A 24,450-nucleotide genomic window follows, 5' to 3' on the forward strand; every position below is an offset into this window, starting at 1 on the left:
AAAGAAATGGCAGAGGAAAAGGGATTTTTTAAACGGCTGGTATCCGGGCTTGCCAAGACAAGAGAAAATATCGTATCCGGGATGGACAGTATATTTCATGGCTTTTCCCATATTGATGAGGATTTCTATGAAGAATTAGAGGAAGTTCTGATTATGGGTGATCTGGGCGTACAGGCCACAGAAGAAATTCTGGATGACCTGCGAGCCAAGGTTAAAGAGCGCCACATTAAAGAACCGCAGGAATGCCGTCAGATTTTAATTGACAGTATTAAGGAACAGATGGATGTAGGAGAGACTGCCTATGAGTTTGAGGAAAAGACTTCCGTAGTTATGGTGGTAGGAGTTAATGGAGTGGGAAAGACCACTACCATAGGAAAACTGGCAGGAAAGCTCCGGGCACAGAATAAGAAAGTTGTGCTGGCTGCCGCCGATACTTTTCGTGCAGCGGCTGGAGAACAGCTGAAAGAATGGGCAAACCGTGCCCAGGCAGAGCTGATCGGAGGCCAGGAAGGATCCGATCCGGCGGCAGTTGTCTATGACGCTGTTCAGGCAGCGAAGGCAAGACATGCGGATGTGCTTCTTTGCGATACGGCAGGACGGCTTCATAACAAGAAAAATCTGATGGAAGAGCTGCGCAAGATGAACCGCATTGTAGATCGGGAATATCCGGAAGCATTTCGTGAGACTTTGGTGGTTCTGGACGCCACGACCGGACAGAACGCACTTCAGCAGGCCAGAGAGTTCAAAGAAGTAGCTGATATTACCGGAATTATTCTCACAAAAATGGACGGCACTGCCAAAGGCGGCATTGCAGTGGCTATTCAGGCGGAGCTTGGTATCCCTGTAAAATATATCGGAGTGGGAGAAACGATTGAGGATCTTCAGAAATTTGACGCTGATACTTTTGTAGACGCGCTTTTTGCATCACCAAATGACAATGAATAAAGAAAGGCAGGAGAGAAAAATGGAAAAACTGACACTGGAAAATTTTGAGCAGGCAAGCGAACTGGTAAAAAAGGTAACTCTTCCTACAGAGCTGGTGTACAGCGAGTATTTAAGCCGGCAGACAGGCGGCAGGATTTACCTGAAGCCGGAAAATATGCAGTATACCGGGGCTTATAAAGTGAGAGGTGCTTATTATAAGATCAGTACAATGTCGGAAGAGGAAAGAGAGAGGGGCCTGATTACAGCTTCTGCCGGAAATCACGCACAGGGTGTTGCTTTTGCAGCACAGAAATTCGGCTGCAGGGCAACCATTGTAATGCCGACAGTAACGCCGCTTATCAAGGTAAACCGGACCAAGAGTTATGGCGCAGAGGTGGTACTCCATGGGGATGTCTATGATGATGCCTGCGCATATGCACTGAAGTTGGCAGAGGAAGAAGGACTGACATTCGTTCATCCGTTCGATGATCTCGAAGTAGCAACAGGACAGGGGACGATTGCTATGGAGATCATCCAGGAACTTCCTACAGTAGATTATATTCTGGTACCTGTAGGCGGGGGCGGACTCATCACTGGTGTATCTACTCTTGCAAAAATGCTGAATCCCAAGATCAAAGTGATCGGCGTTGAGCCTGCAGCTGCAGCAAGCCTGAAGGCGGCGCTGGAAGCAGGTGAGCCGGTAACGCTGCCAAGCGCTAATACTATTGCAGATGGCACGGCTGTTAAGCGTGTGGGAGAAAAAGTATTTCCATATATACAGGAAAATGTAGATGACATCATTACAGTAGAGGACGATGAGCTGATCGGCGCATTTCTCGATATGGTGGAAAATCATAAGATGATCGTGGAAAATTCCGGCCTGCTCACAGTTGCAGCCTTAAAGAAAATGGATCTTAAGAACAAAAAGGCGGTGTCTGTTTTGAGCGGCGGTAACATGGATGTGATTACTATGTCCTCTATCGTCCAGCATGGACTTATCCAGAGAGACAGAATTTTCTCGATCTCTGTTCTGCTTCCGGATAAGCCGGGAGAACTGGTGAATGTGGCGACAGCCGTTGCAAATGCCCAGGGAAATGTTATTAAATTGGAGCATAATCAGTTTGTCAGCACAAACCGTAATGCCGCAGTAGAACTTCGTATCACATTAGAGGCTTTTGGTACAGAACATAAGCGTGAGATTATCAAAGCTCTGGAAGATGTAGGATACAGTCCGAAGGAGATTGGAGCAAAATTATATTAAGCGGCAAAAGCCTGGGTGCAGGAGCCTGCATCCAGGCCGCAGCATATAAGAGAACACTCTGAAGTGACAAGAAATCAGGAAGATTTTGTTACTTCAGAGTGTTTTTGCTTGACTTTAAATGTATGATTGTATACAATTATACAAGAATATTCTGGAGGAGAGATGAAAAATGGAAGACAGGAAGGTTTATTTGGACAGACATACGAATTTGCTACAGCTGGAAGAGCACATGTATCCCCTTGTAGATGTGGAGAAACCCAATGTGTTCAGAAATCTGTTCCATTATGATGAGATACCGAAAATTGCATTTAATGACAGGATTGTGCCCCACAGTATGCCGGAAGAGATCTGGATCACAGATACAACCTTCCGGGACGGACAGCAGTCCCGGGCGCCTTACAGTACAAAACAGATTGTAGATATTTACGATTATTTTCACAGACTGGGAGGTCCAAACGGAAAGATCCGGCAGTGTGAGTTCTTTTTGTACAGTAAGAAGGACAGAGATGCCGTGTATCAGTGTATGGAAAAAGGATACAAATTTCCGGAGATCACAAGCTGGATCCGGGCCAGTAAGAAAGATTTTGAGCTGGTAAAGGAAATCGGCATGAAAGAAACGGGAATCCTTGTAAGCTGTTCGGATTATCACATTTTTTACAAGCTGAAAATGACAAGAAAGCAGGCGATGGAGCACTATCTTTCTGTCATAAGAGAATGTCTGGAGACAGGAGTCAGTCCCAGGTGCCATTTAGAGGACATTACCAGATCAGACATTTATGGATTTGTGATCCCGTTTTGTCTGGAACTTATGAATCTGATGGAAGAGTATCAGATTCCGGTCAAGATCAGAGTCTGTGATACCATGGGATATGGAGTGAATTACCCGGGGGCTGTGATTCCAAGATCGATCCCGGGCATTATCTACGGACTTAGAGTTCATGCAGGGGTACCCAGTGAACTGATTGAATTTCACGGGCACAATGACTTTTATAAGGCAGTCAGCAATTCTTCTACAGCGTGGCTGTACGGAGCAAGTGCAGTCAACTGTTCTCTCTTTGGAATCGGGGAGAGAACCGGCAATACGCCTCTGGAGGCAATGGTATTTGAATATGCCCAGCTTAGAGGAACACTGGATGGTATGGACACGACAGTGATCACTGAGCTTGCTGAATATTATGAGAAGGAAATCGGTTACCACATTCCTTCCCGAACACCTTTTGTAGGGAAAAATTTTAATGTAACCCGAGCCGGGATCCATGCAGACGGACTTCTGAAAAATGAAGAGATCTATAATGTGTTTGATACAGATAAATTCCTGAACCGTCCGCCTCTTGTGGCAGTATCCAATACATCCGGACTGGCAGGAATCGCCCACTGGATCAATACATATTTCCACTTGCCGGAGGCAAAGCAGGTAGATAAAAATTCAGAAGTTGTGGCTATGGTAAAAACATGGGTGGATCAGGAATATGAAAGCGGCCGTGTTACTGTATTGACAGACGAAGAACTTTTGAAGGTAATTGATGATGCATGCCGGAAGACAGGAACTACTCTGACTGCACAGGAGGAATAAAGATGGAGGAATATCAGGATCAGTCTCTTAGGGGGAGAGTGTTCCGAAGGCTTAGAAATGACATTTTATCAGGAGTTTACAAGGAACACGATGAGCTGCGCGAGACTACCATAGGCGAAGAGCTGGGGGTCAGCAGAACTCCGGTCCGGGAGGCGCTCCGCCAGCTGGAACTGGAAGGACTTGTAACGATTGTTCCAAATAAAGGTGCTTATGTGACAGGGATTTCCAAAAAAGATGTGCATGATATTTATAAGATCCGTTCCATGCTGGAAGGGATGTGTGCCAGGTGGGCGACAAGATATATTACGCCGGAACAGATTGGAGAGCTGGAAGAAGTTATCCTTTTGTCAGAATTTCATTTGAAACGGAAAAATGAAGAGAAGGCAGTGCAGGTATCTGAACTGGACGGAAAATTTCACAAAGTCTTGTATGAGGCTTCCAATAGTCGTATACTGGAACATGTATTATCTGATTTTCACAAATATGTACAAATGGCCCGTACACATTCCGTGGAATCCAGGGAACGTGCAGAAAAATCTATCGAGGAGCACAGGGCCATTCTGGAAGCCATCAAAGGGAAAGACGAAGATCAGGCAGAAAGACTTGCCAATGCTCATGTAATGAAAGCGATGGAAAATCTTCATATTGAAGAATAGCTGACAGAAGAGCAGTGGAGATGGGAAAGCAAATGTAAACCAGAAAGAAGAAAAGGAGAATACAAAAAATGGAAAAAATCAAAATGACCACCCCTATTGTAGAGATGGATGGAGATGAGATGACAAGGATTCTCTGGAAAATGATCAAGGAGAATCTTTTGGAACCATTTATTGAACTGAACACCGAGTATTATGATCTGGGTCTTGAGCACCGCAATGAAACAAATGATCAGGTGACTGTGGATTCTGCCAACGCGACAAAAAAATATAAAGTTGCTGTAAAGTGTGCGACAATCACACCTAATGCAGCGCGTATGAAGGAATATGATCTGAAGGAAATGTGGAAAAGTCCTAACGGAACCATTCGTGCAATCCTGGACGGCACTGTATTCAGAGCACCTATTGTTGTAAAGGGGATTGAACCCTGTGTGAAAAATTGGAAGAAACCGATCACCATCGCAAGACATGCTTATGGTGACGTCTATAAAGGGGCAGAGATGAAGATTCCGGGAGCCGGAAAAGTAGAGCTTGTGTATACAGCAGAAGATGGAAGCGAGACAAGAGAGCTTGTACATAACTTTACCGGTGCAGGTATTGTACAGGGAATGCACAATATCGATGATTCTATCGCAAGTTTTGCAAGGAGCTGTTTTAGTTATGCGCTGGACACTCATCAGGATCTCTGGTTTGCGACAAAAGATACAATTTCCAAAAAATATGACCATACATTTAAAGATATTTTTCAGGAAATTTATGAGAAAGAATTTGAATCAAAATTCAAGGAAGAAGGCATTGAATATTTCTACACTCTGATCGATGATGCTGTGGCACGTGTAATGAAATCAGAAGGCGGCTATATCTGGGCCTGCAAAAACTATGACGGTGATGTCATGAGCGATATGGTATCTTCTGCATTTGGTTCCCTTGCTATGATGACCTCTGTTCTCGTATCCCCGGAAGGCTATTATGAGTACGAGGCAGCACATGGAACAGTACAGCGTCATTACTATAAGCACCTGAAAGGCGAGGAAACTTCTACAAATTCTGTGGCAACTATCTTTGCATGGACAGGAGCGCTTCGCAAGAGAGGTGAACTGGACGGAAATAAAGAACTTCAGGATTTTGCAGATAAATTGGAAAAAGCCACTATCGATACGATCGAGGAAGGCAAAATGACAAAAGACCTGGCACTCATTACAACAATAGAAAATCCGACTGTACTCAACAGCGAAAACTTCATTAAAGCAATTGCCGAGAAGCTGGCATAAAAGCAATCTGGGACGTAACAAAGTTAAACTTTGTTACGTCCCAGATTGCTTTTAGTGGTGGGTAAAACTGCGCAAAACCCCGGGTATTTTTACATAAATTTAACAAAAAGATGAAAACTATTTTTACATAACTCCTTTATAATAAAATGGAATATAAGTAAAGAAGGACAGGGAAATCATGAAACGAAAGAATGTAGTATACTTTTTGGCGACTGCCTGCATTGCCGGAGTGATAGGAGGATGTGGAAGTACGTCTGGATCCGGTTCATCTGATTCGTCAAAATGGCAGGAAATGGGCGAAGTGATTCCGATAACGAGGGAGAATGGATCAGGTACCAGAAGCAGCTTTGCAGAGGCACTTGGTCTGAATATAGAAGGGGTAGATGACCAGGATGAGATCACAGAATCTGCGCAGACAGAGACATCCGGAGAAGATATGCTCCGTGCTGTTGCAGGAGAAAAGAATGGCATCGGCTATGTCACTTACAGTACGGATCTTCAGGAAGGGGATGGAGCAAAAGAAATTACGATAGATGGACAAAAAGCAGAGGATGAAACTATTGAAGAAGACAGCTATCCGCTTACACGAACGCTCTATCTTGCCCACACAAGTGAAGACAAGGATCTGGAAACAGATTTTATAAACTATGTGACGGGGAAGGGACAGGAAACCGTATCAGAGTTTTTTGTGCCCATAGGAGGTAAAGAGGTTTTTTTATCTAATCAGGCATCCGGTACTTTAAAAATACACGGCTCCACAACTCTGGCACCGGTTATAGAGCAGTTGGCAGATGACTATGAGAAAGAAAATTCCAATGCACAGATTGAGGTGGAAGTATCAGATTCTTCAAAAGGAATTACAGATGTACTGACAGGAAAATGTGATATTGCTATGGTATCCCGGCAGCTGTATCAATATGAGACAGAAGTATTAGAAGCAGAAGCAGTTGCAAAAGACGGGATCCGTGTAATCGTAAATGAAAAAAATCCGACAGAAGATATTTCAATGGATACACTGGAGAAAATTTACACTGGAAAAATCAGTAAATGGGAAAATACACAAGAATAGAGGATGAAGAGAAATGGATAATGTATATATGAATCGAGAGTTATCTTGGCTGAAATTTAATGAAAGAGTGCTGGAGGAAGCGGAGAATAAAGAGGTCCCTTTGTGTGAAAGGCTCTCTTTTGCGTCTATCTATCAGACTAATCTGGATGAATTTTTTATGGTCCGGGTTGGTTCTTTGCAGGACCAAAGCCTTCTTGGCAAAAAAATCAAAGATAATAAGACCAATATGACTGCAAAGGAGCAGATTGAGGAAATTTTGAGAAGAGTTCATATATTAAATGAACGCCGTGACAAAGTTTATGAAGAACTGATGTCACGTCTGAAAGAGTGGGGATTTTCCCTTACGGATTTCAGAAGTATGGAAAAAAGCGAAAGTGAGTATATGGAAAGATATTTTGCCATGGAGATTGAGCCTTTAATATCACCTACCGTAGTAGGAAAGCGTCAGCCATTTCCGTTTCTTAGAAATAAAGAAATTTACGCGGTAGCTGTTTTGGAAACAAAGAGTAAGAAGCAGAGGATCGGTATCATTCCCTGTACAAATAGCATGGTAGAAAGGCTGATTGCAGTTCCGGACAGGTCAGGAACATATATGCTGGCTGAAGAACTGATTCTGCATTACATGCCGAGAGTTTTTAAAGGCTATCAGATCAGGGCCAAATCCTTGATCCGCGTAACGAGAAATGCAGATATAGATGCTGACGCCTTATATGATGAAGATTTGGATTATAGGGAATTTATGGCAGATTTAATTAAAAAAAGAAAAAAACTTTCTCCGGTCCGGCTGGAACTGTCCAGGGAGATGGACGGAGATATCGTAGGTATTCTCTGTAAATACCTTGATTTAGAGGAAGCCAGAGTATTTCGTCAAAGCACACCCCTTGATCTGTCTTTTTCTTCTAAAATCCAGGATATGCTAAGAAAGAACCCGGAATTGTTTTTTGAAAAGCGCACGCCACAGAAATCTTCCTCTTTTGAAGATGGAAGAGGAATTATAGAGCAGATAAGAGAGTCGGATAAAATGCTTTCCTATCCCTATGAATCCATTCGTCCGTTCCTCCGGATGCTAAATGAGGCGGCAGAGGATGAAAACGTGATTTCCATTAAAATGACACTCTATCGTCTGGCAAAACAAAGTAAGGTTGTTGAGGCATTGGTGGAAGCAGCGGAAAACGGAAAAGAAGTTGTTGTTTTGGTAGAGCTGCGTGCCAGATTTGATGAGGAAAATAACATCGAATGGTCAAGACGTCTGGAAGAGGCAGGCTGTCAGGTGATCTATGGTCTGGAAGGCTATAAGGTGCACTCCAAACTCTGTCTCATCACGAGAAAAAATGAAGGAAAGATTGAATATATCACTCAGATCGGAACAGGAAATTACAATGAAAAGACCTCCAGACTGTATACAGACCTTTCTCTTATGACGGCAGATCCGGATATTGGCATGGAAGCATCAGCTGTATTCCAGGCGTTGTCAAAAGGTGAGACTGTGGAAAGTTCCAGTCACCTCTTAGTAGCGCCAAAATGCCTTCAGTCCCGGGTCCTGGAAATGATGGACGAAGAGATAAGGCAGGCAAAAGAAGGACAGCCGGCTTATATCGGATTAAAGTTAAATTCTTTGACAGATAAAAAAATTATTGATAAACTGATAGAAGCGTCGGAAGCAGGAGTGAAGATCGATATGGTGATTCGCGGTATCTGCTGTCTGGTTCCACAGGTAGAGGGAAAAACAGAAAATATCCGTGTCATCAGTATTGTCGGAAGATTTCTGGAACACTCCAGAATCTATATTTTCGGATGCGGCGAGCGGGCCAGATATTACATTGCCTCTGCAGATTTTATGACTCGGAATACTGTGCGCCGGGTAGAAGTGGCGGCGCCTGTGCAGCAGCAGAATCTGAAAGAACGACTTCAGGCTATGTTTGATCTTATGTTGAGGGACAATCAGAAGGCACGGCACGAAACGGCTGACGGCAGTTACCTTTTTGTTCGCATCGAGGATCCTGACACAGTTAAAGTAAACTCACAGGAATACTTTTATGAGGAGGCTTACGAAAAGGCAGGACAAATGTAAGATAAGAGTGGTGGTAGAATGATATGGAAACTCGGAGAGAGGCTGGAGCAGATTGAGACAGAAACATGGAAGGAGACAAGGCCTCCGGCTGTATTTCTCACTGATTCCAAAAATGCCCGCCGGGATTTGGAATTGGCAGGTATACAGTATGAAAATGAAATACAGACCAACAAGATAGGATTTTGTAAACTGGAAACACAGCAGGAATGCCTGGCGGGTACACTTTGTATCCCCAGGCTTTTGGACGTGCTTGGAAGCAGATACCGCATTTACTTTTTTGTGAATCAAGATCATGTTGTACTTGTAGATGATGAAGATTTTTCTATGAGGCTGATCCGAAGGATCAAAAGAAAAAAGACCCATCAAGGAGAAACAAAGGAACGGTTCATATATAATTTTATTGCTGAATTTATGAGCAGAGATCAGGAAATTTTGATGCAGTATGAGAAAATCCTTATGCGCATGGAAGAAGACGTCATGCAGGGGAAAATTGAAAATTTCCAGAGGGAACTGATGCCGATACGAAGAAAACTTCTGACACTTCGCGGCTATTATGATGAAATGATGGATATGGGAACAGAGCTTGAGGAAAATGAAAATGGATTTTTCGCCAAGAAACAGCTCAAATATTTCGGGACACTTTCCAATCGGGCAGACCGGCTGATGGGGAGGACTGCCCATTTGCTGGAATACGCACAGCAGGTGCGGGATCTGTATCAGGCACAGGTGGATGCAAAACAGAATAGTAATATGCAGTTTCTGACTGTGTTGTCCACCATTTTCTTCCCCCTCACCTTAATCACCGGATGGTACGGTATGAATTTTGAAAATATGCCGGAGCTGAAAAACGGATATCCCGGCGTTATTGCACTAAGTTTGATCGTTATTGTTGTCTGTATTTTAATCTTTAAAAAGAAAAAAATTCTCTGATTTTATTCCTGGGAGGCGAGAGCCTCCCATTTTTCATATAATCCTTCCAATTCAGCTGCAATGTCAGCTTTTTCTCTGGCAAGTTCCTGACAGCGTATAGAATTGGTATATACTTCCTCCAGCGTCATCAGCTCATCAATCTGTCCGTCTCGTTCCTCCAGAGAAGTTATGCGTTCCTCTGTCTTCTTCAGATCATTCTGTCGTTTCCGTTCCCGTGCCTTTTCTTCTTTTTGCTCCTGCCAGCTTAACTTGGCTTCGGAGGCTGCTTCGGCAGCCGGGGCATTATCACAGGATGGAACTGACGCGTATGCGGCAGTCAATTCCTCCCGCTTTTCCAGATAATAGTCATAATTGCCGATATAGTTGACAAATGTTTTGTTTACAAGTTCCAGGATCCTGGTGGCCGTTTGGTTAATGAAATATCGGTCATGGGACACATAGAGGACGGTGCCTTTGTAATTATTCAGAGCGTTTTCCAGAATTTCTTTGGAGGCGATATCCAGATGGTTGGTAGGCTCATCAAGAATGAGGAAATTTGCTTCCGAAAGCATAAGCTTTGCCAGGGAAACACGTCCCCTCTCTCCGCCGCTTAAATCTCCGATAAGCTTAAAAACATCATCCCCCGTGAAGAGGAAAGCAGCCAGCATATTGCGGATTTCCGTGTTTGTAAGAGAAGGATATGCATCTGAAATTTCTTCAAATATAGTTTTTTCCATATGAAGAACATGATGTTCCTGGTCATAGTATCCGATATGCACGTTTGTCCCAAGTGTAAAGCTTCCGCTGTCAGCAGGCAAAACCCGGTTCAGGATTTTAAGGAGGGTTGTCTTGCCGGTTCCGTTATCTCCGATTACCGCTACATGTTCGCCTCTTTTGATTTCAAAGCTGACATTTTCAAAAAGGGGCTGGGACGGAAAAGATTTGCTTAAGTGATCTACGGAAAGAACATCATTTCCGCTGACACAGGAAGGTTCCAGCACCAGATGGATATCTGTTCTTTGCTCCGCAGGCTTTTCTATGCGTTCCATTTTTTCCAGCATTTTTTCCCGGCTTTCTGCACGCTTGATTGACTTTTCCCTGTTAAAAGAGCGGAGCTTTTCGATCACGGCTTCCTGATGGCGGATCTCCTGCTGCTGATTGAGATACTCTTTCATCCTTGCTTCACGGATTTGCTGCTTTTTACGGGAGTAATCTGTGTAATTGCCAAGGTAGGTCATAATGGAACCCTGTTCAATTTCAATGACCTTTGTTACTACTCTATTGAGAAAATAGCGGTCATGGGAGACGATAAGCACGGCACCGGAATAATTCAGAAGATAAGTTTCCAGCCAGGAGATCGAATTAAGATCCAGATGGTTGGTAGGCTCATCTAAAAGAAGGACATCCGGTTTTGTAAGAAGAAGTTTGCCTAATGCTACACGTGTTTTTTGACCGCCGGAAAGAGCGTCTACCGGTTTGGAGAATTCTTCTTCGTCAAAACCAAGCCCCTTGAGTACTCCCACAATTTCACTTTCGTAGGCATAGCCATTTTCACGTTCAAACCGGTCAGACAGACGGTGATAAGTATTCAGACGCTCAGTAAGTTGTTCGCCCGCAAGGTTGGGAATTTCCTGTTCAATTCGGCGGATCTCTTTTTCCAGTGATATGATCTCCGCTTTGGCAGTGCGTACTTCTTCGTAAATAGTGTTTCCTCCGGAGAGATCCTGGTGCTGGGAAAGATAGCCAAGAGATTTTCCTTTCGATAAAGTAATGCTGCCGCCGTCAAGTGGCAGTTCTCCCACGATCATTTTCAGTATTGTTGATTTTCCAGCCCCGTTGATCCCAACAAGTGCTGCTTTTTCATATTCTTCTATGTGAAAGGAGCCGTTTTTTACAATGACATCCTCACCAAATGCTTTTTCAATTGAATGACATGCTAGTATCATAAATATATACCTCCGGGACTATTATATCGGTGATTTGTGAAGGTGTCAATTTTCTGCAATTCTTTATATAAAATCTAATATTCCAAAGTTTTCCGAACAAAAATTTGACTTTGAACAAACAATTCTATATAATGTAGACAGAAAAAGATTGGGAAGGTGAAAAGAGTGGAAAGCAGAGAAATTTCGCAGGCAGTCATACGGAGGCTCCCAAGATATTACAGGTATTTAGGAGAACTGCTTGAAAATGGGGTGGAACGTATCTCTTCAAATGATCTGAGTAAGAGAATGCAGGTAACTGCATCCCAGATTCGGCAGGATTTAAATAATTTCGGCGGATTTGGCCAGCAGGGATATGGATATAATGTGAAATATCTTTATACAGAGATAGGAAAGATCCTCGGTTTGGAGGAAGAACATGGAATGATCATCATCGGGGCAGGAAATCTGGGTCATGCTCTGGCGAATCATGCAGGATTTGAAAAGCGGGGATTTGTATTAAAAGGCATTTTTGATGTTAATCCTACTTTAAAGGGAATGACAATTCGTGGAGTGCCTATTTATATGATGGATGAGCTGGAAGATTTTATGAAGAACAGTGATATTGAGATCGGAATCCTCACCATACCTAAAGCAAAGGCAATTGAAGTGGCAAATCAGCTGGTGGACTATGGGATAAAGGCGATTTGGAACTTTGCCCATACAGATCTGAATTTGCCGGATAACGTGATCGTGGAAAATGTACACTTATCGGAAAGTCTGATGAGATTATCCTATAATATCAGCCGTTACAACGAGGAACATAGGGCTGAAAAATAGCGGGGATATGACAGCGTGTGAAGTAAGCGTGTGCGGAAGGACAGGCTTTCTTTACACGCTTTTTCAATAGAAAACTTCGTTTCCTGTTGCGGATTCTTTGTTCTATATAAATAAAATAAATAAAAAGGGGGTTGACAGTATGAGATATTTGCCGGATGGAAGACAAATGAAGGCAGCGGATGGGTATACGATACGGGAGAAAAAAATGCCGTCTCTTATCCTGATGGAAAGGGCGGCAAGAACTTTTGTAGAAACGGTATGTGAAACAGATGCAGATCTGTCAGATGTATGTGTTGTATGCGGATCCGGAAATAATGGCGGAGATGGATTTGCTATCGCCAGACTTCTTCTGGAAAGAGGAGCGGGAGTATCAGCCTGTATGGTGGGAAACCCTGATCATTGTACCGAAGAGACAAAGAGGCAGATTCAGCTTTTCCGGGAGGCAGGAGGAACCATAGAGGAAGGTTTTACGGAGAGAAAATGCAGCCTGCTTATCGATGCCATATTCGGGGCAGGGCTTAGCAGGCGTGTGGAAGGGCATTACCTGGAATGTATTCAGGCGATGAACCGGTCTGAGGGGAAAAAAGTGGCAGTAGATGTACCCTCCGGAGTTTCCACATCTACCGGAGAGGTTGTAACCGACGCTTTCCGGGCAGAGCTGACAGTCAGTTTTCAGTGTGAAAAACTTGGCTGTGTACTTTATCCGGGGAAGGAGTTTGCCGGAGAAGTAAAGGTAACGGATATAGGAGTCGATGTCTCAGAGATGCCGGGGGACAGAGATGTAGCCTATGCACTGGAGCAGGAGGATGCGGCGAAAATGCTGCCGAAGCGCAGAGAGGATTCTCATAAAGGGACTTATGGAAAGGTTCTTATTATCGCCGGAAGCAAAGGAATGGCCGGAGCAGCTTATCTGGGCGCACTGGCGGCCTATAAGACGGGGGCAGGTCTGGTACAGATCTATACGTCAGAGGATAACCGGGCTGTACTGCAGACGCTTCTTCCGGAGGCAATCGTTCGCTGTTATGATTTCTTTGACGAACGGGAACTTTTGCAGCTGCTGAAATGGGCGGATGTGGTGAGTATTGGTTCCGGGCTTGGAACCAGCGACAAATCACGGAGGATTTTACAGGCAACACTGGAAAATGTAGAGGTTCCCTGTGTTGTGGATGCGGACGGATTGAATCTTTTATCTGCGCACAGCCGCTATATGAAAAATCTTGTCCGTGGTCAGTTTATTTTTACTCCCCATATGAAAGAAATGTCCAGGATAACAAGGAAATCAGTGGAAGAACTTCGAAACAGCCGAATGGAAATATTAAAGCAGTTTGCCGGAGAATATGATGTTACATGTGTACTGAAAGATGCGCGCACGTGTATTTTCAGTCCCGGGGAGCATCCTTTTGTGAATTTGTCAGGAAATGCGGCTATGGCAAAGGCAGGAAGCGGAGATGTTCTTGCAGGTGTGATCACAGGTCTTCTTGCACAGAAAATGTCCTGTTTTGATGCAGCGGTCCTAGGTGTTTACCTTCACGGACTGGCAGGAGATGAGGCAAAAAGGGAGAAGGGAAGCTACAGCGTGCTTGCAAGAGACCTGGCGGAAAATATCGGGACTGTTCTGAAAAGACTGGAGGAATGATCGTATGAAAAAATACAGCAGAGTCTGCGCCAGAATAGATTTGGACGCAGTGGAATATAATCTGGATATGATGAAGCAAAACATCAAAGAAGAAACGAAGATGATCGGCGTGATCAAGACGGACGGATATGGCCATGGCGCCGTGCAGATTGCCAGATATGTAATGGAAGAAAAAGATTATATATGGGGATATGCAGTTGCCACTCTGGATGAGGCTGTTCTATTGAAGAAAAATCAGGTGAAGAAGCCGGTTTTGGTTCTGGGCTGTATTTTCCCGGATCAGCGGGATATTATGATAGAGCAGGAAGTACGTATGACCTGCTATACATTGGAAATGGCAGAAGATATTTCCAAGAGGGCACAAAAATTGAATCAAAAGGCATATATCCACATTAAACTGGATACAGGAATGTCCAGGCTGGGCTTTCAGATTACAGAGGAGAGTGTGGAAGAGATCTGCCGGATTGCTTCTTTGCCGAATCTGGTATTGGAGGGCATGTACTCTCATTTTGCCACAGCAGATGAAACAGATAAGACATTTACAAAAAAGCAGTTAGAGCGCTATCTGTGGATGAAAGAGAAGCTGGAGGAACGGAAGGTCACATTTCCTTATTATCACTGCTCAAACAGTGCGGGTATTATTGATGTAAAGGAAGCCAATATGGATCTTGTCCGTGCGGGAATTTCCACTTATGGTCTTTATCCTTCCAATGAAGTGGAAAAGAAGAATGTTCCCCTGAAGCCGGCGCTTCAGCTGATCAGTCATGTGGCTCATGTGAAATGGGTGGAGAGCGGAACGCCTGTAAGCTATGGATGCACATACGTGACAAAAAGGAGAACACGCATCGCGACCATACCTGTAGGTTACGGAGACGGTTATCCAAGGAGTCTGTCCAATAAAGGCTATGTCCTGATCCGCGGAAAGAAAGCGCCCATTCTGGGACGGGTATGTATGGATCAGTTTATGGTTGATGTCACAGACATAGATGCGGTAACCTTCCAAGACAGGGTAACTCTGGTAGGGACGGACGGAGGAGAGGATCTCCCCGTGGAAGTGTTAAGTGATCTTTCCGGCAGATTCAATTATGAGTTTGTATGTGATCTTGGAAAACGAATACCAAGAGAATTTATCCGGAACGGTAAAGTTGTGGAACAGATGGATTATTTTGCATAGGATTCAGGTGATGCATACTTTGGAATACATCCGAAAAAGCTGGCAATACTAGAAATATCTTAAGCAAATCGGAGTGTGAACAAAGGTGCAGGTAAAGCGAGGAGACATTTATTATGCAGATCTAAGTCCGGTGGTGGGATCAGAGCAGGGAGGAGTCCGGCCGGTACTGATCATCCAGAATAATATTGGAAACAGACACAGCCCTACTGTGATATGTGCGGCCATTACTTCCCGCATGAATAAGGCAAAACTGCCTACGCATGTGGAAATTGATGCAGGTAAATATCAGATTGTCAAAAATTCAGTGATCTTACTGGAACAAATCAGGACGATTGATAAAAGAAGGCTGAAAGATATGGTATGCCATCTGGACAAAGAACTAATGAATAAAGTTGATGAAGCGCTGAAGATCAGTTTTGAGCTTCATACATAATAACAAAGGAGCAGGAGAAGAAAAGCTATGGAAGAAGGCAGTTTGTTTCAGAGAATGAAACAGATTTTTCAAGGAGATGATGAAGAAAAAGAAGCTTTGGGCCAGGAGGCGGCAGAGCTGATACGGAACATTTTCCGGTATATGGATAAGGATGCAAGAGATATTATGACCCACAGGCGTGACATTGTTGCGATAGACGGAGAAGAAACGCTGGAAGAGGCACTGAAATTTATGCTGGAAGAGAGCCATTCCAGGTTTCCCATCTATCAGGAAGATATTGACGGGATCATAGGTACCATGCATCTTAGAGAAGCGATGAGATGCTACTTTAATGAAGAACAGCGGCAAAAGTCAGTGAAAGAACTGAAGGATTACATACGCCCGGTTACATTTATCCCGGAGACAAAGAGTATTGACACACTGTTTAAAGAAATGCAGGCCGGAAAACAGCATGTGGTAATTGTACTGGATGAATACGGACAGACAGCAGGACTTGTTGCCATGGAAGATATTCTGGAAGAGATCGTGGGAAATATTTTAGATGAATATGATGAGGAAGAGGAAATGCTGACCTTAAGTCCCGATGGTTCTATGCTGGCAAAGGGATTTATGGACCTGGAAGATCTGGAAGAAAGTTTAAAAATCAGCTTTGATAAAGAGGAGTATGAGACTTTGAATGGTTTTCTCATCGATCAGCTGGATCGTATACCGGCAGAAGATGAGCACTGTGTGATAGAGTATGAAGGATATTGTTTCACAGTTCTTTCTGTAGACAACAATGCAATTCAGACAGTTAAGATTGAAAAAATATCCAAGGAGTGATAAAATAGAAAAAGTGTGAATAAAAAGGATAAATGCAAGGAGAGAGAAAAACATGTCAGGACATTCAAAGTTTGCCAATATTAAACATAAAAAAGAAAAAAACGATGCGGCAAAAGGAAAGATTTTTACAAAAATCGGTAAGGAGCTGGCGGTAGCCGTTAAAGAGGGCGGAAGCGCCGATCCGGCTAATAACAGCAGACTTCGGGATGTCATTGCAAAGGCGAAAGCGAATAATATGCCTAATGACACGATCGAAAGAAATATTAAGAAAGCAGATGGAGATGCAAACTCTGCCAATTATGAACATATTACATATGAAGGATATGGACCGGGGGGAACGGCGATTATTGTAGAAGCGCTGACAGACAATAAGAATCGTACAGCGTCCAACGTAAAGAGCGCCTTTACAAAGGGAAGCGGAAACGTAGGTACTCCGGGATGTGTTTCCTTTATGTTTGACAAAAAGGGACAGATCATTGTAGCAAAGGAAGATTACGATGGAGATGCAGATGATCTGATGATGCAGGCGCTGGATGCCGGAGCAGAAGATTTTGCAGAAGAGGAAGACAGTTATGAAATCCTGACAGCACCGGATGATTTCAGTGCAGTGCGTCTTACTCTGGAGGAAGCAGGGATTGTCATGGCCCAGGCGGAAGTGACAATGATACCGCAGACATGGGTGGAATTGACAGAGGAAAAGGATATCCAGAATATTCAGAAAACCCTGGACCTTCTGGATGACGATGACGATGTACAGGACGTTTACCATAACTGGGACGCATAGGTGGCTTTTATGGAACTGGAATATATCGGAGAATTAAAAAAAGAATTGGTCGACTTTTTCATAGAGATGCAGGAATACCGCCAGTATTTTAAAAGAAAACTTTATGAAGAAGCATTTCAGAAATGTTACGAAAATCATAGAGAGATGCTTGCCAAGATCATTGAGGTCTGTGAGAAAGCCGAGGACAAGGACGCTGTCTTAGAAGAATTGTCCGGCGCAATTCCAGAGTATGCTCATAGTCAGATCAATGTCCAGAAAAATAGAGGTAAAAAGGAAGGCCTCATGGTAGATTACAATATGTCCATGGTGACATTTGTGATACCGATTCTTGGCTACAGCAGGAACGAATCCTGCGACAGGCTGATCGATCTCATGATCAAAAAGTGGAATGTCAAGCCTATGACAATGAGAATCCAGAAGTCAGAATATGAGAAGATGAAAAACGGTTTCAAATCTCGCCTGTGTTATATCACAACTGCTGTGTGCGCAAGCAGAAATCAGAGGGATGACTGTTATGAACTGAATCTTTTGAGAGATTATCGGGACAGATATCTTGCGGCAGACAGAAAAGGAGAGGCGTTGATCGAGGAGTATTACAATGTGGCACCCACTATCGTAAACCGTATTAACAAAGAGGAAAATGCCGGTGAAATTTACGAGAACATTTATCAGGAATATCTTCAGAAGTGCGTCCATCTGATCGAAACAGGGAGGATGGAAAAATGCGGAGAGATTTATGCTGAAATGGTAGAAGAGCTGGAGAAAAAATACTTATTTTCATAGAAGGAGGAGTCAAATTGAGCAATTACAAAATAGAGACAAAATGTATCCAGTCCGGGTACACACCGAAAACAGGCGAACCAAGAGTGGTTCCCATCTATCAGAGCACTACGTTTAAATACGATACAAGCGAGCAGATGGGACGTCTTTTTGATCTGGAAGATTCCGGATATTTCTATACACGTCTGCAAAATCCGACGAACGACGCGGTTGCAGCGAAAATCTGCGATCTGGAAGGCGGAGTTGCAGCAATGCTGACTTCATCCGGACAGGCAGCAAGCTTTTACGCCATTATGAATATTGTAGAAGCGGGGGATCACATCGTATGCGCTTCTGCGGTTTACGGAGGAACTTATAACCTTTATGCGCATACCATTCGGAAAATGGGTGTGGAAGCTACTTTTGTAGATCCGGACTGCAGTGAGGAAGAACTCAATGCTGCATTTAAGGAAAATACAAAGGCAGTATTCGGTGAGACGATCGCCAACCCGGCGCTGGTGGTGCTGGATATCGAAAAATTTGCAAAAGCGGCTCATGATCACGGCGTACCGTTGATCGTTGACAATACATTTGCAACTCCCATCAATTGCCGTCCTTTTGAATGGGGGGCTGATATTGTGACTCATTCTACAACAAAGTATATGGACGGACATGCATCTGCAGTGGGCGGGGCAATTGTTGACAGCGGAAATTTTGACTGGGAAGCTCATAAAGAAAAATTCCCGGGCCTTACCACACCGGATGAGACATATCACGGAATTGTCTATACCCAGAAGTTTGGAAAAGGCGCTTACATCACCAAGGCAACTGCACAGCTTATGAGAGATCTTGGTTCCATTCAGTCTCCGCAGAATGCATTCCTTTTGAATATCGGGCTGGAGACACTCCATCTTAGAGTGCCGAGACATTGTGAAAATGCCGTAAAAGTTGCTTCTTACCTGAAGGGTCATGAAAAGGTTGCATGGGTACACTGCCCGTCTCTGGAAGGAGATCCTTACTATGACCTTGCAAAGAAATATATGCCAAACGGAACATGCGGCGTTATCACATTCGGTCTGAAAGGCGGAAGAGAAGCTTCTGTAAAAATGATGGACAGCTTGAAGCTGGCAGCAATCGTAACTCATGTGGCAGACGCCAGAACATGCGTCCTTCATCCGGCGAGCCATACCCACCGCCAGATGAACGATCAGGAGCTTCTGGAAGCTGGCGTTCAGCCGGATCTGATCCGTTTTAGCGTCGGTATCGAGAACGCAGACGATATCATCGCTGACCTGGAGCAGGCGCTGGCGCAGGTATAAGCAGATATAACTGCCTGCTGTTTTCTGGAAAAATCGGATAAAACTTCAAGTATAAAAAGAAAAGCCACCTCCATACTAATAACATCGGTGTACATGGGAAAATGCTTCTGTACATTGATGGGAAAGCAGTATGGAGGTGTTTTTTGTCGTGGAAAATGTGAACGAAAGTAACGGTAAGCAAAATAACATAAGCGATCGTATAGAAAACAGCACAGGAAATGAGACAGAACAAAAGAATGAACAGATCAAGGAAATGGGAAGCCTGGATCTTCAGGAAGATTCTTCCTGCCACAGGATTAAGCTGATTACGATTATTGGAGAGATTGAGGGGCATGAGTCTGTGTCCGGCAGTACAAAGGCGACGAAATACGAGCATCTTCTCCCTATGCTTGCGGAAATCGAGGACAATCAGGAGATAGACGGACTTTTGATCCTTTTAAATACCCTTGGAGGAGATGTGGAAGCAGGTCTTTCTATAGCAGAACTGATTGCATCCTTAAGTAAACCGACGGTGTCTCTTGTGCTGGGAGGAAGTCATTCCATCGGCGGCCCTCTGGCAGTATCTGCAGACTATTCCTTCATTGTGCCAAGTGGTACGATGATCATCCATCCGGTACGCTCCAATGGTATGTTTATTGGCGTAATGCAGAGTTTCCGAAATATAGAGAAAACTCAGGACCGTATTACCGGTTTTCTGGCAAGACATTCCCATATGAAACAGGAGCGGATTGAAAAGCTGATGCTGAACTCAACACAGCTTGTCAAAGATGTGGGAACTTTGCTGGAAGGGGAAGACGCCGTCCGGGAAGGGCTGATCGATGAAGTGGGCGGTTTAAGCGACGCATTGAAGAAGCTTCATCAGATGATCGATGAGAGGAAAAGGTTATATTAGGCAAACCGGAAAAATGAAGAAACATCAGTCCTGGAATTGAGCATAAAGTCATGCTGTTTCCAGGGCTGTTTTTTGATTGTAGAAAAGGGATGGTATATGGTATTATAATCAAAAGATTATTATGTAGATGGAAATGCAGCCTAAAAAGAACAATTAGCAAATTAAGAATTAAAGCGAGTGAAGAATATGAATAATTTTGAAACAGTGAGAGTTTTCAAAGCATTTTGTGATGAGCGACGTTTAGAGATTATCAATCAGCTGCAGAATGGGGAACAGTGTGCGTCGGAACTCATTGATCAACTGAAGATCGGACAGTCTACATTATCGCATCATATGCGTATCCTATGTGATTCGGGTGTGGTTCATATGCGGAAAAAGGGGAAATATGTTTATTATTCTATCAGTGAGGAAGGCAGTAACCAGATAAAAGAGATTATTGATGCACTTACGAAAATCAATGGGTATAAACCAGGAGGAAATAAGAGGAAATGCTAAAGGAAGAAGTGTTGGAAGAATTTGATAAGGGGTATGACTGTTGCCAGGTCGTTTTTCATTACTGGGCCAAAAAACTGGGTTTAGATGAGAAAACTGCATATAAAGTTTCAACCGGATTTGGCGCCGGAATGCTTCAAGGGGAGACCTGTGGAGCAATTATCGGAGCTTATATGGCGTTAGGATTGAAATACGGATACTATAAAACGGGGAAAGAGGGGGAAGAGCAAAAAGTAGCATCCATTATTAAAAATATTCAATTTCGTCAAATGTTTCTTGAAACATATCCATCGACTATGTGTAAAGAACTTTTGAACGCAGATTTTGCGACTCCAGAGGGAGCAAAGAAAATTCGTGAAGAGCAAAAAATGGTTACATTTTGTCCACAATTAGTTGCAGACATTATCAATATCCTGGAAAGAATTATTGAAATTTAAATATATAGATATCATCTATAAGCATATACATATATAGGTAATAGCAATTGGACAATGCATCTTGTCTCTGGTAATATCAACATATCTAAATATATAAATATATTGATGTTACAAGGGAGGAAAACAATGAAAAAGACAGCATTATTTTTGGCATTGATGCTTACGGTGGGGCTTGTTGGCTGCGGTACGCCGAAGGAAAGTGCCGGAACAGAGGAAACAAATGGAACAGAGGAAACAAAAAGCGAGGCTTTTAGTGGAGAGTATGTCGTAGATGCAGACTATGTGAAAGACAATCAGGACAACATTATCCTTGTTGACGCAAGAGGCGATGAAGCAGCGGCAGAAGAGACGATTAAGGGTGCAGTTCCGATTATGTGGCAGTATCTGGCTACTTGTGAAGACGGTGTTTCTGGTGATGAAAACTGGGGATGTATTTTGGATCCAGAACGTTTAAGTGAAAGATTGAGCGAAAAAGGTTTGGCAAAAGATAAGGAGATCGTTCTTTTCGCGGCTGCTCAAGAAGGTTGGGGAGATGATGGAAGAATTGCCTGGGAATTAATTGCAGCAGGTTATGAAAATGTCAAAATGGTAGATGGCGGGTTTGCTGCCCTTAAGGAAGCAGGGCTTGAAACTGCAAAAGGAGGAACGGAACCTGAGCCGGTTGATGTTGTAGTAGATTCCATTGATGAAACACATTTAATTAATACAGATGAGTTAAAGGCTGATTATGACGATTATAAGGTCGTCGATGTGCGTGCTGATGAGGAATATGAAGGACAGACCCTGTATGGAGAGGTTAAGGGCGGACATCTGCCGGGAGCGATTCATATCCGTTATACAGATTTATTCCAGGAAGACGGAACATTAAAGAGTAATGCAGAAATTACGGAGATGTTCGAAGATGCAGGACTTTCAAAAGACGACCAGATTGTTACATATTGTACTGCAGGAATCCGGTCAGGATATATGCAGCTTATATTAGAAATGTGCGGATTTGAAAATTCAAAAAATTATGATGAGTCATACTATAGGTGGTGTGCAGTAGAAGAAGTAGAATAGCAGAGGACATTGTAATGAAAAAGAAGAAAAATATAGCCAGGATAATACTATTACTTATTGTTCTAGCAATTTTTGCAGCATACTGGTGGATTCCAACTGTAAATTCTAAAATTAATTATTTATTTATGCTGTTCAGTTCAATGAGTGTAGAGAGTATTATTGGATATATTCGTTCATTTGGAGTATATGCTGCTGTGATTTCTTTTCTTCTTATGGTATTTCAATCTGTTGCGGCTCCCCTTCCGGCGTTTTTGATTACATTTGCAAACGCAGCAATTTTTGGATGGTGGAAAGGGGCAATCCTTTCTTGGAGCAGCGCCATGGCAGGAGCGCTTCTGTGCTTTATGATCGCCAGAATTGCCGGCCGTGATGTAGTAGAAAAACTGACTTCTAAGCTTGCTATAGACAGTATAGATGTATATTTCGAGAAATACGGGAAGCATACGATTCTTATTTGCCGCCTTCTTCCGTTTGTATCTTTTGATTTTGTAAGTTATGCAGCTGGATTGACGGCCATGGGAATATTACCATTTTTAGTTGCTACCGGAATAGGACAGCTTCCGGCGACACTAATCTATTCTTATGTGGGAGGAATGCTGACTGGAAGTGTGAAAACAGTAGTAACAGGACTTCTGCTGATTTTTGCAATTTCAGCGTTTGTAGTTCTTGTAAAAAAGATTTATACAGAAAAACAGAAGAAAGAATTATAGTATATAATCAGCCATGGAAAAGAGCATGAATAAACGCTTTTCCATGGCTGTTATTTTGTCAGGTCAAGGGCCTGTTTTCTGACACGGATTATGTTTTGATATATTTAAGTTGATGACATTGCCCTCTTAGCTAGTGGTCTTGACTCCATTTTATGATAGAATTATGTAAAGTGAAGATGTGATAAAAGAGAAATAGAAAAGTGAAGGAGGGATGAATATGCGTACCACATTAGAAAAATTATGTCAAATATATAGACAAACCGCCCTACATATGTTAACATATATCTAAAGCATTATATCTTCACAATCTTCTGTGTCTTCTGCAGGAAATTGTAAGCATCTTAGACTTGTTTCCTGTATCTTATTTTCTAAATACACATCAGGAAAGATATCTCAATGCTTTTACGACTGATTTATATACAGTAAAGAGGTTCTTTCCTGGATGGTATGGAAAATAGAATAAGGCAGGACAAACAGAACCAGGGGGGAGGAAGAGCCTCTTCATATGATCAAGAAAAGGAGGCTGCCTATGGAAAAAGCGACACAAGACGTCAGAAGAATTAATGCATCGACGGAAGAGCATGAGCTTGAGAACCGATATAAAAAGTACAAGCGAATCCTTGAAGGACTTACGATCATGAGTGATATTTTCATGCGGAATGTCTTGAAAAAGCGGGAATGCACAGAGTATATTTTGCGGATCATTATGGACAGAGAAGATTTGGAAGTGAAGGAGCAGATTCTGCAGAAGGATTATAAGAATCTGCAGGGAAGATCAGCCATTCTTGACAGCGTTGTTTGTGATATGGAAGAGAAACGGTATAATGTAGAGATTCAGCAGGAAAACGAAGGGGCTTCCGTAAAAAGAGCGAGATATCACAGTAGCCTGCTAGATGTAAACGAGTTGAAGGAAGGACAGACTTTTGAGGAACTGCCAGAGAGTTATGTGATTTTTATTGCGAGAAACGATGTGCTTGGCTATGGACTTCCCATTTATCATATTACTAAAAAGGTTGAAGAAGTGCGGGAGGATTTCCAAGACGATGCTCACATTATCTATGTGAATGCAAAAATCAAGGATAAAGAGACAGCATTGGGGCGCTTGATGTATGATCTGCAATGCAGAACTGCAGACGAAATGTTTAGCGAGATTCTGGCAGAGCGTGTCAGAGAGTTAAAGGAAACGCCGGAAGGAGTGGACAGTATGTGTCGTGAGATGGACGAGATTTACAATGAAGGAATTGAGAGAGGACTGGAGAAAGGAAAAATGGAAATGAAACAGGAAACTGTTTTATCTATGGCTAATTTGGGCATGCCGGTGGAGCAGATCGCAGCGGTAGTAAAAGAGAGCATTGGTATGGTTCAGAAGTGGATTTCCGAAGGCAAGACAGCTGTATAACAGGTGAGGCAAAAACAACTCCAGCTCTTTGTGAGCCGGAG

Annotated in this window: 23 protein-coding genes; 22 read left to right on the forward strand and 1 reads right to left on the reverse strand. The window is 43.1% G+C overall.

Annotation, left to right across the window (positions count from 1 at the left end; genetic code table 11):
- Positions 1–6: 6 nt before the first annotated feature.
- From ftsY to EUBC25_RS13405, 8 genes are all read left to right on the forward strand, one after another.
- Entirely contained in the window at positions 7–945 is a 939-nt protein-coding gene (ftsY, locus tag EUBC25_RS13370) for a signal recognition particle-docking protein FtsY (protein WP_230105976.1), read from the forward strand.
- Positions 946–964: 19 nt separating this feature from the next.
- Positions 965–2,185 (forward strand): threonine ammonia-lyase, encoded by a 1,221-nt coding sequence (gene ilvA, locus EUBC25_RS13375; protein WP_230105977.1) that lies wholly within the window; start codon positions 965–967, stop codon positions 2,183–2,185.
- 169 nt (positions 2,186–2,354) lie between these two features.
- Entirely contained in the window at positions 2,355–3,758 is a 1,404-nt protein-coding gene (locus tag EUBC25_RS13380; RefSeq protein WP_230105978.1) for a beta/alpha barrel domain-containing protein, read from the forward strand.
- Between the two features lie 2 nt (positions 3,759–3,760).
- Positions 3,761–4,414 carry a GntR family transcriptional regulator gene (locus EUBC25_RS13385; RefSeq protein WP_230105979.1) on the forward strand — a complete coding sequence of 218 codons (654 nt, stop codon included), beginning with the start codon at positions 3,761–3,763 and terminating at the stop codon, positions 4,412–4,414.
- Positions 4,415–4,482: 68 nt separating this feature from the next.
- The gene (locus tag EUBC25_RS13390; protein ID WP_230105980.1) at positions 4,483–5,682 is read left to right on the forward strand and encodes an NADP-dependent isocitrate dehydrogenase; all 1,200 of its coding nucleotides are present in this window, start codon (positions 4,483–4,485) and stop codon (positions 5,680–5,682) included.
- Between the two features lie 178 nt (positions 5,683–5,860).
- A complete protein-coding gene (locus EUBC25_RS13395) occupies positions 5,861–6,751 on the forward strand; it encodes a substrate-binding domain-containing protein (RefSeq protein WP_230105981.1) in 891 nt (296 codons plus the stop codon).
- Positions 6,752–6,764: 13 nt separating this feature from the next.
- Entirely contained in the window at positions 6,765–8,822 is a 2,058-nt protein-coding gene (gene ppk1, locus EUBC25_RS13400; protein ID WP_230105982.1) for a polyphosphate kinase 1, read from the forward strand.
- An 18-nt stretch (positions 8,823–8,840) separates the two neighbouring features.
- Complete coding sequence (locus EUBC25_RS13405; RefSeq protein WP_230105983.1) at positions 8,841–9,752, forward strand: magnesium transporter CorA family protein; 912 nt, start codon at positions 8,841–8,843, stop codon at positions 9,750–9,752.
- A 2-nt stretch (positions 9,753–9,754) separates the two neighbouring features.
- Here EUBC25_RS13405 and EUBC25_RS13410 read toward each other — a convergent pair whose 3' ends face one another.
- Positions 9,755–11,677: an ABC-F family ATP-binding cassette domain-containing protein gene (locus EUBC25_RS13410; protein WP_230105984.1), complete on the reverse strand. Its 1,923-nt coding sequence runs from the start codon at positions 11,675–11,677 to the stop codon at positions 9,755–9,757.
- Between the two features lie 165 nt (positions 11,678–11,842).
- Between EUBC25_RS13410 and EUBC25_RS13415 the strand changes: the two genes are divergently transcribed.
- The 14 genes from EUBC25_RS13415 to EUBC25_RS13480 all read left to right on the forward strand — a co-directional run bounded on the left by EUBC25_RS13415 (position 11,843) and on the right by EUBC25_RS13480 (position 24,409).
- Positions 11,843–12,493, forward strand: coding sequence for a redox-sensing transcriptional repressor Rex (locus tag EUBC25_RS13415; RefSeq protein WP_230105985.1), 651 nt, complete (start codon positions 11,843–11,845; stop codon positions 12,491–12,493).
- Between the two features lie 139 nt (positions 12,494–12,632).
- Positions 12,633–14,129, forward strand: coding sequence for an NAD(P)H-hydrate dehydratase (locus tag EUBC25_RS13420; protein WP_230105986.1), 1,497 nt, complete (start codon positions 12,633–12,635; stop codon positions 14,127–14,129).
- 4 nt (positions 14,130–14,133) lie between these two features.
- Positions 14,134–15,303, forward strand: a complete 1,170-nt coding sequence (gene alr, locus EUBC25_RS13425) for an alanine racemase (protein ID WP_230105987.1) — start codon at positions 14,134–14,136, stop codon at positions 15,301–15,303.
- Between the two features lie 85 nt (positions 15,304–15,388).
- Entirely contained in the window at positions 15,389–15,736 is a 348-nt protein-coding gene (locus tag EUBC25_RS13430; protein WP_230105988.1) for a type II toxin-antitoxin system PemK/MazF family toxin, read from the forward strand.
- 27 nt (positions 15,737–15,763) lie between these two features.
- Positions 15,764–16,558: a hemolysin family protein gene (locus EUBC25_RS13435; protein WP_230105989.1), complete on the forward strand. Its 795-nt coding sequence runs from the start codon at positions 15,764–15,766 to the stop codon at positions 16,556–16,558.
- Positions 16,559–16,610: 52 nt separating this feature from the next.
- The gene (locus EUBC25_RS13440; protein ID WP_230105990.1) at positions 16,611–17,342 is read left to right on the forward strand and encodes a YebC/PmpR family DNA-binding transcriptional regulator; all 732 of its coding nucleotides are present in this window, start codon (positions 16,611–16,613) and stop codon (positions 17,340–17,342) included.
- A gap of 9 nt (positions 17,343–17,351) precedes the next feature.
- Entirely contained in the window at positions 17,352–18,125 is a 774-nt protein-coding gene (locus EUBC25_RS13445) for a CFI-box-CTERM domain-containing protein (protein WP_230105991.1), read from the forward strand.
- A 14-nt stretch (positions 18,126–18,139) separates the two neighbouring features.
- Complete coding sequence (locus EUBC25_RS13450; RefSeq protein WP_230105992.1) at positions 18,140–19,420, forward strand: O-acetylhomoserine aminocarboxypropyltransferase/cysteine synthase family protein; 1,281 nt, start codon at positions 18,140–18,142, stop codon at positions 19,418–19,420.
- 253 nt (positions 19,421–19,673) lie between these two features.
- Positions 19,674–20,312, forward strand: a complete 639-nt coding sequence (locus EUBC25_RS13455) for a ClpP family protease (protein ID WP_230107611.1) — start codon at positions 19,674–19,676, stop codon at positions 20,310–20,312.
- A gap of 186 nt (positions 20,313–20,498) precedes the next feature.
- On the forward strand, positions 20,499–20,807 hold the full coding sequence (locus EUBC25_RS13460; protein ID WP_230105993.1) for an ArsR/SmtB family transcription factor: 309 nt from the start codon (positions 20,499–20,501) through the stop codon (positions 20,805–20,807).
- On the forward strand, positions 20,801–21,241 hold the full coding sequence (locus EUBC25_RS13465; protein WP_230105994.1) for a C-GCAxxG-C-C family protein: 441 nt from the start codon (positions 20,801–20,803) through the stop codon (positions 21,239–21,241). Before EUBC25_RS13460 ends, EUBC25_RS13465 begins: the two co-directional genes overlap by 7 nt.
- Before the next feature lie 126 nt (positions 21,242–21,367).
- A complete protein-coding gene (locus EUBC25_RS13470; protein ID WP_230105995.1) occupies positions 21,368–22,300 on the forward strand; it encodes a sulfurtransferase in 933 nt (310 codons plus the stop codon).
- A 14-nt stretch (positions 22,301–22,314) separates the two neighbouring features.
- Positions 22,315–23,010, forward strand: coding sequence for a TVP38/TMEM64 family protein (locus EUBC25_RS13475; RefSeq protein WP_230105996.1), 696 nt, complete (start codon positions 22,315–22,317; stop codon positions 23,008–23,010).
- A 529-nt stretch (positions 23,011–23,539) separates the two neighbouring features.
- On the forward strand, positions 23,540–24,409 hold the full coding sequence (locus EUBC25_RS13480) for an Rpn family recombination-promoting nuclease/putative transposase (protein WP_230105997.1): 870 nt from the start codon (positions 23,540–23,542) through the stop codon (positions 24,407–24,409).
- Positions 24,410–24,450: the final 41 nt, after the last annotated feature.

Source organism: Claveliimonas bilis (genome assembly GCF_020892095.1).
Taxonomy (GTDB): Bacteria; Bacillota; Clostridia; order Lachnospirales; family Lachnospiraceae; genus Claveliimonas; species Claveliimonas bilis.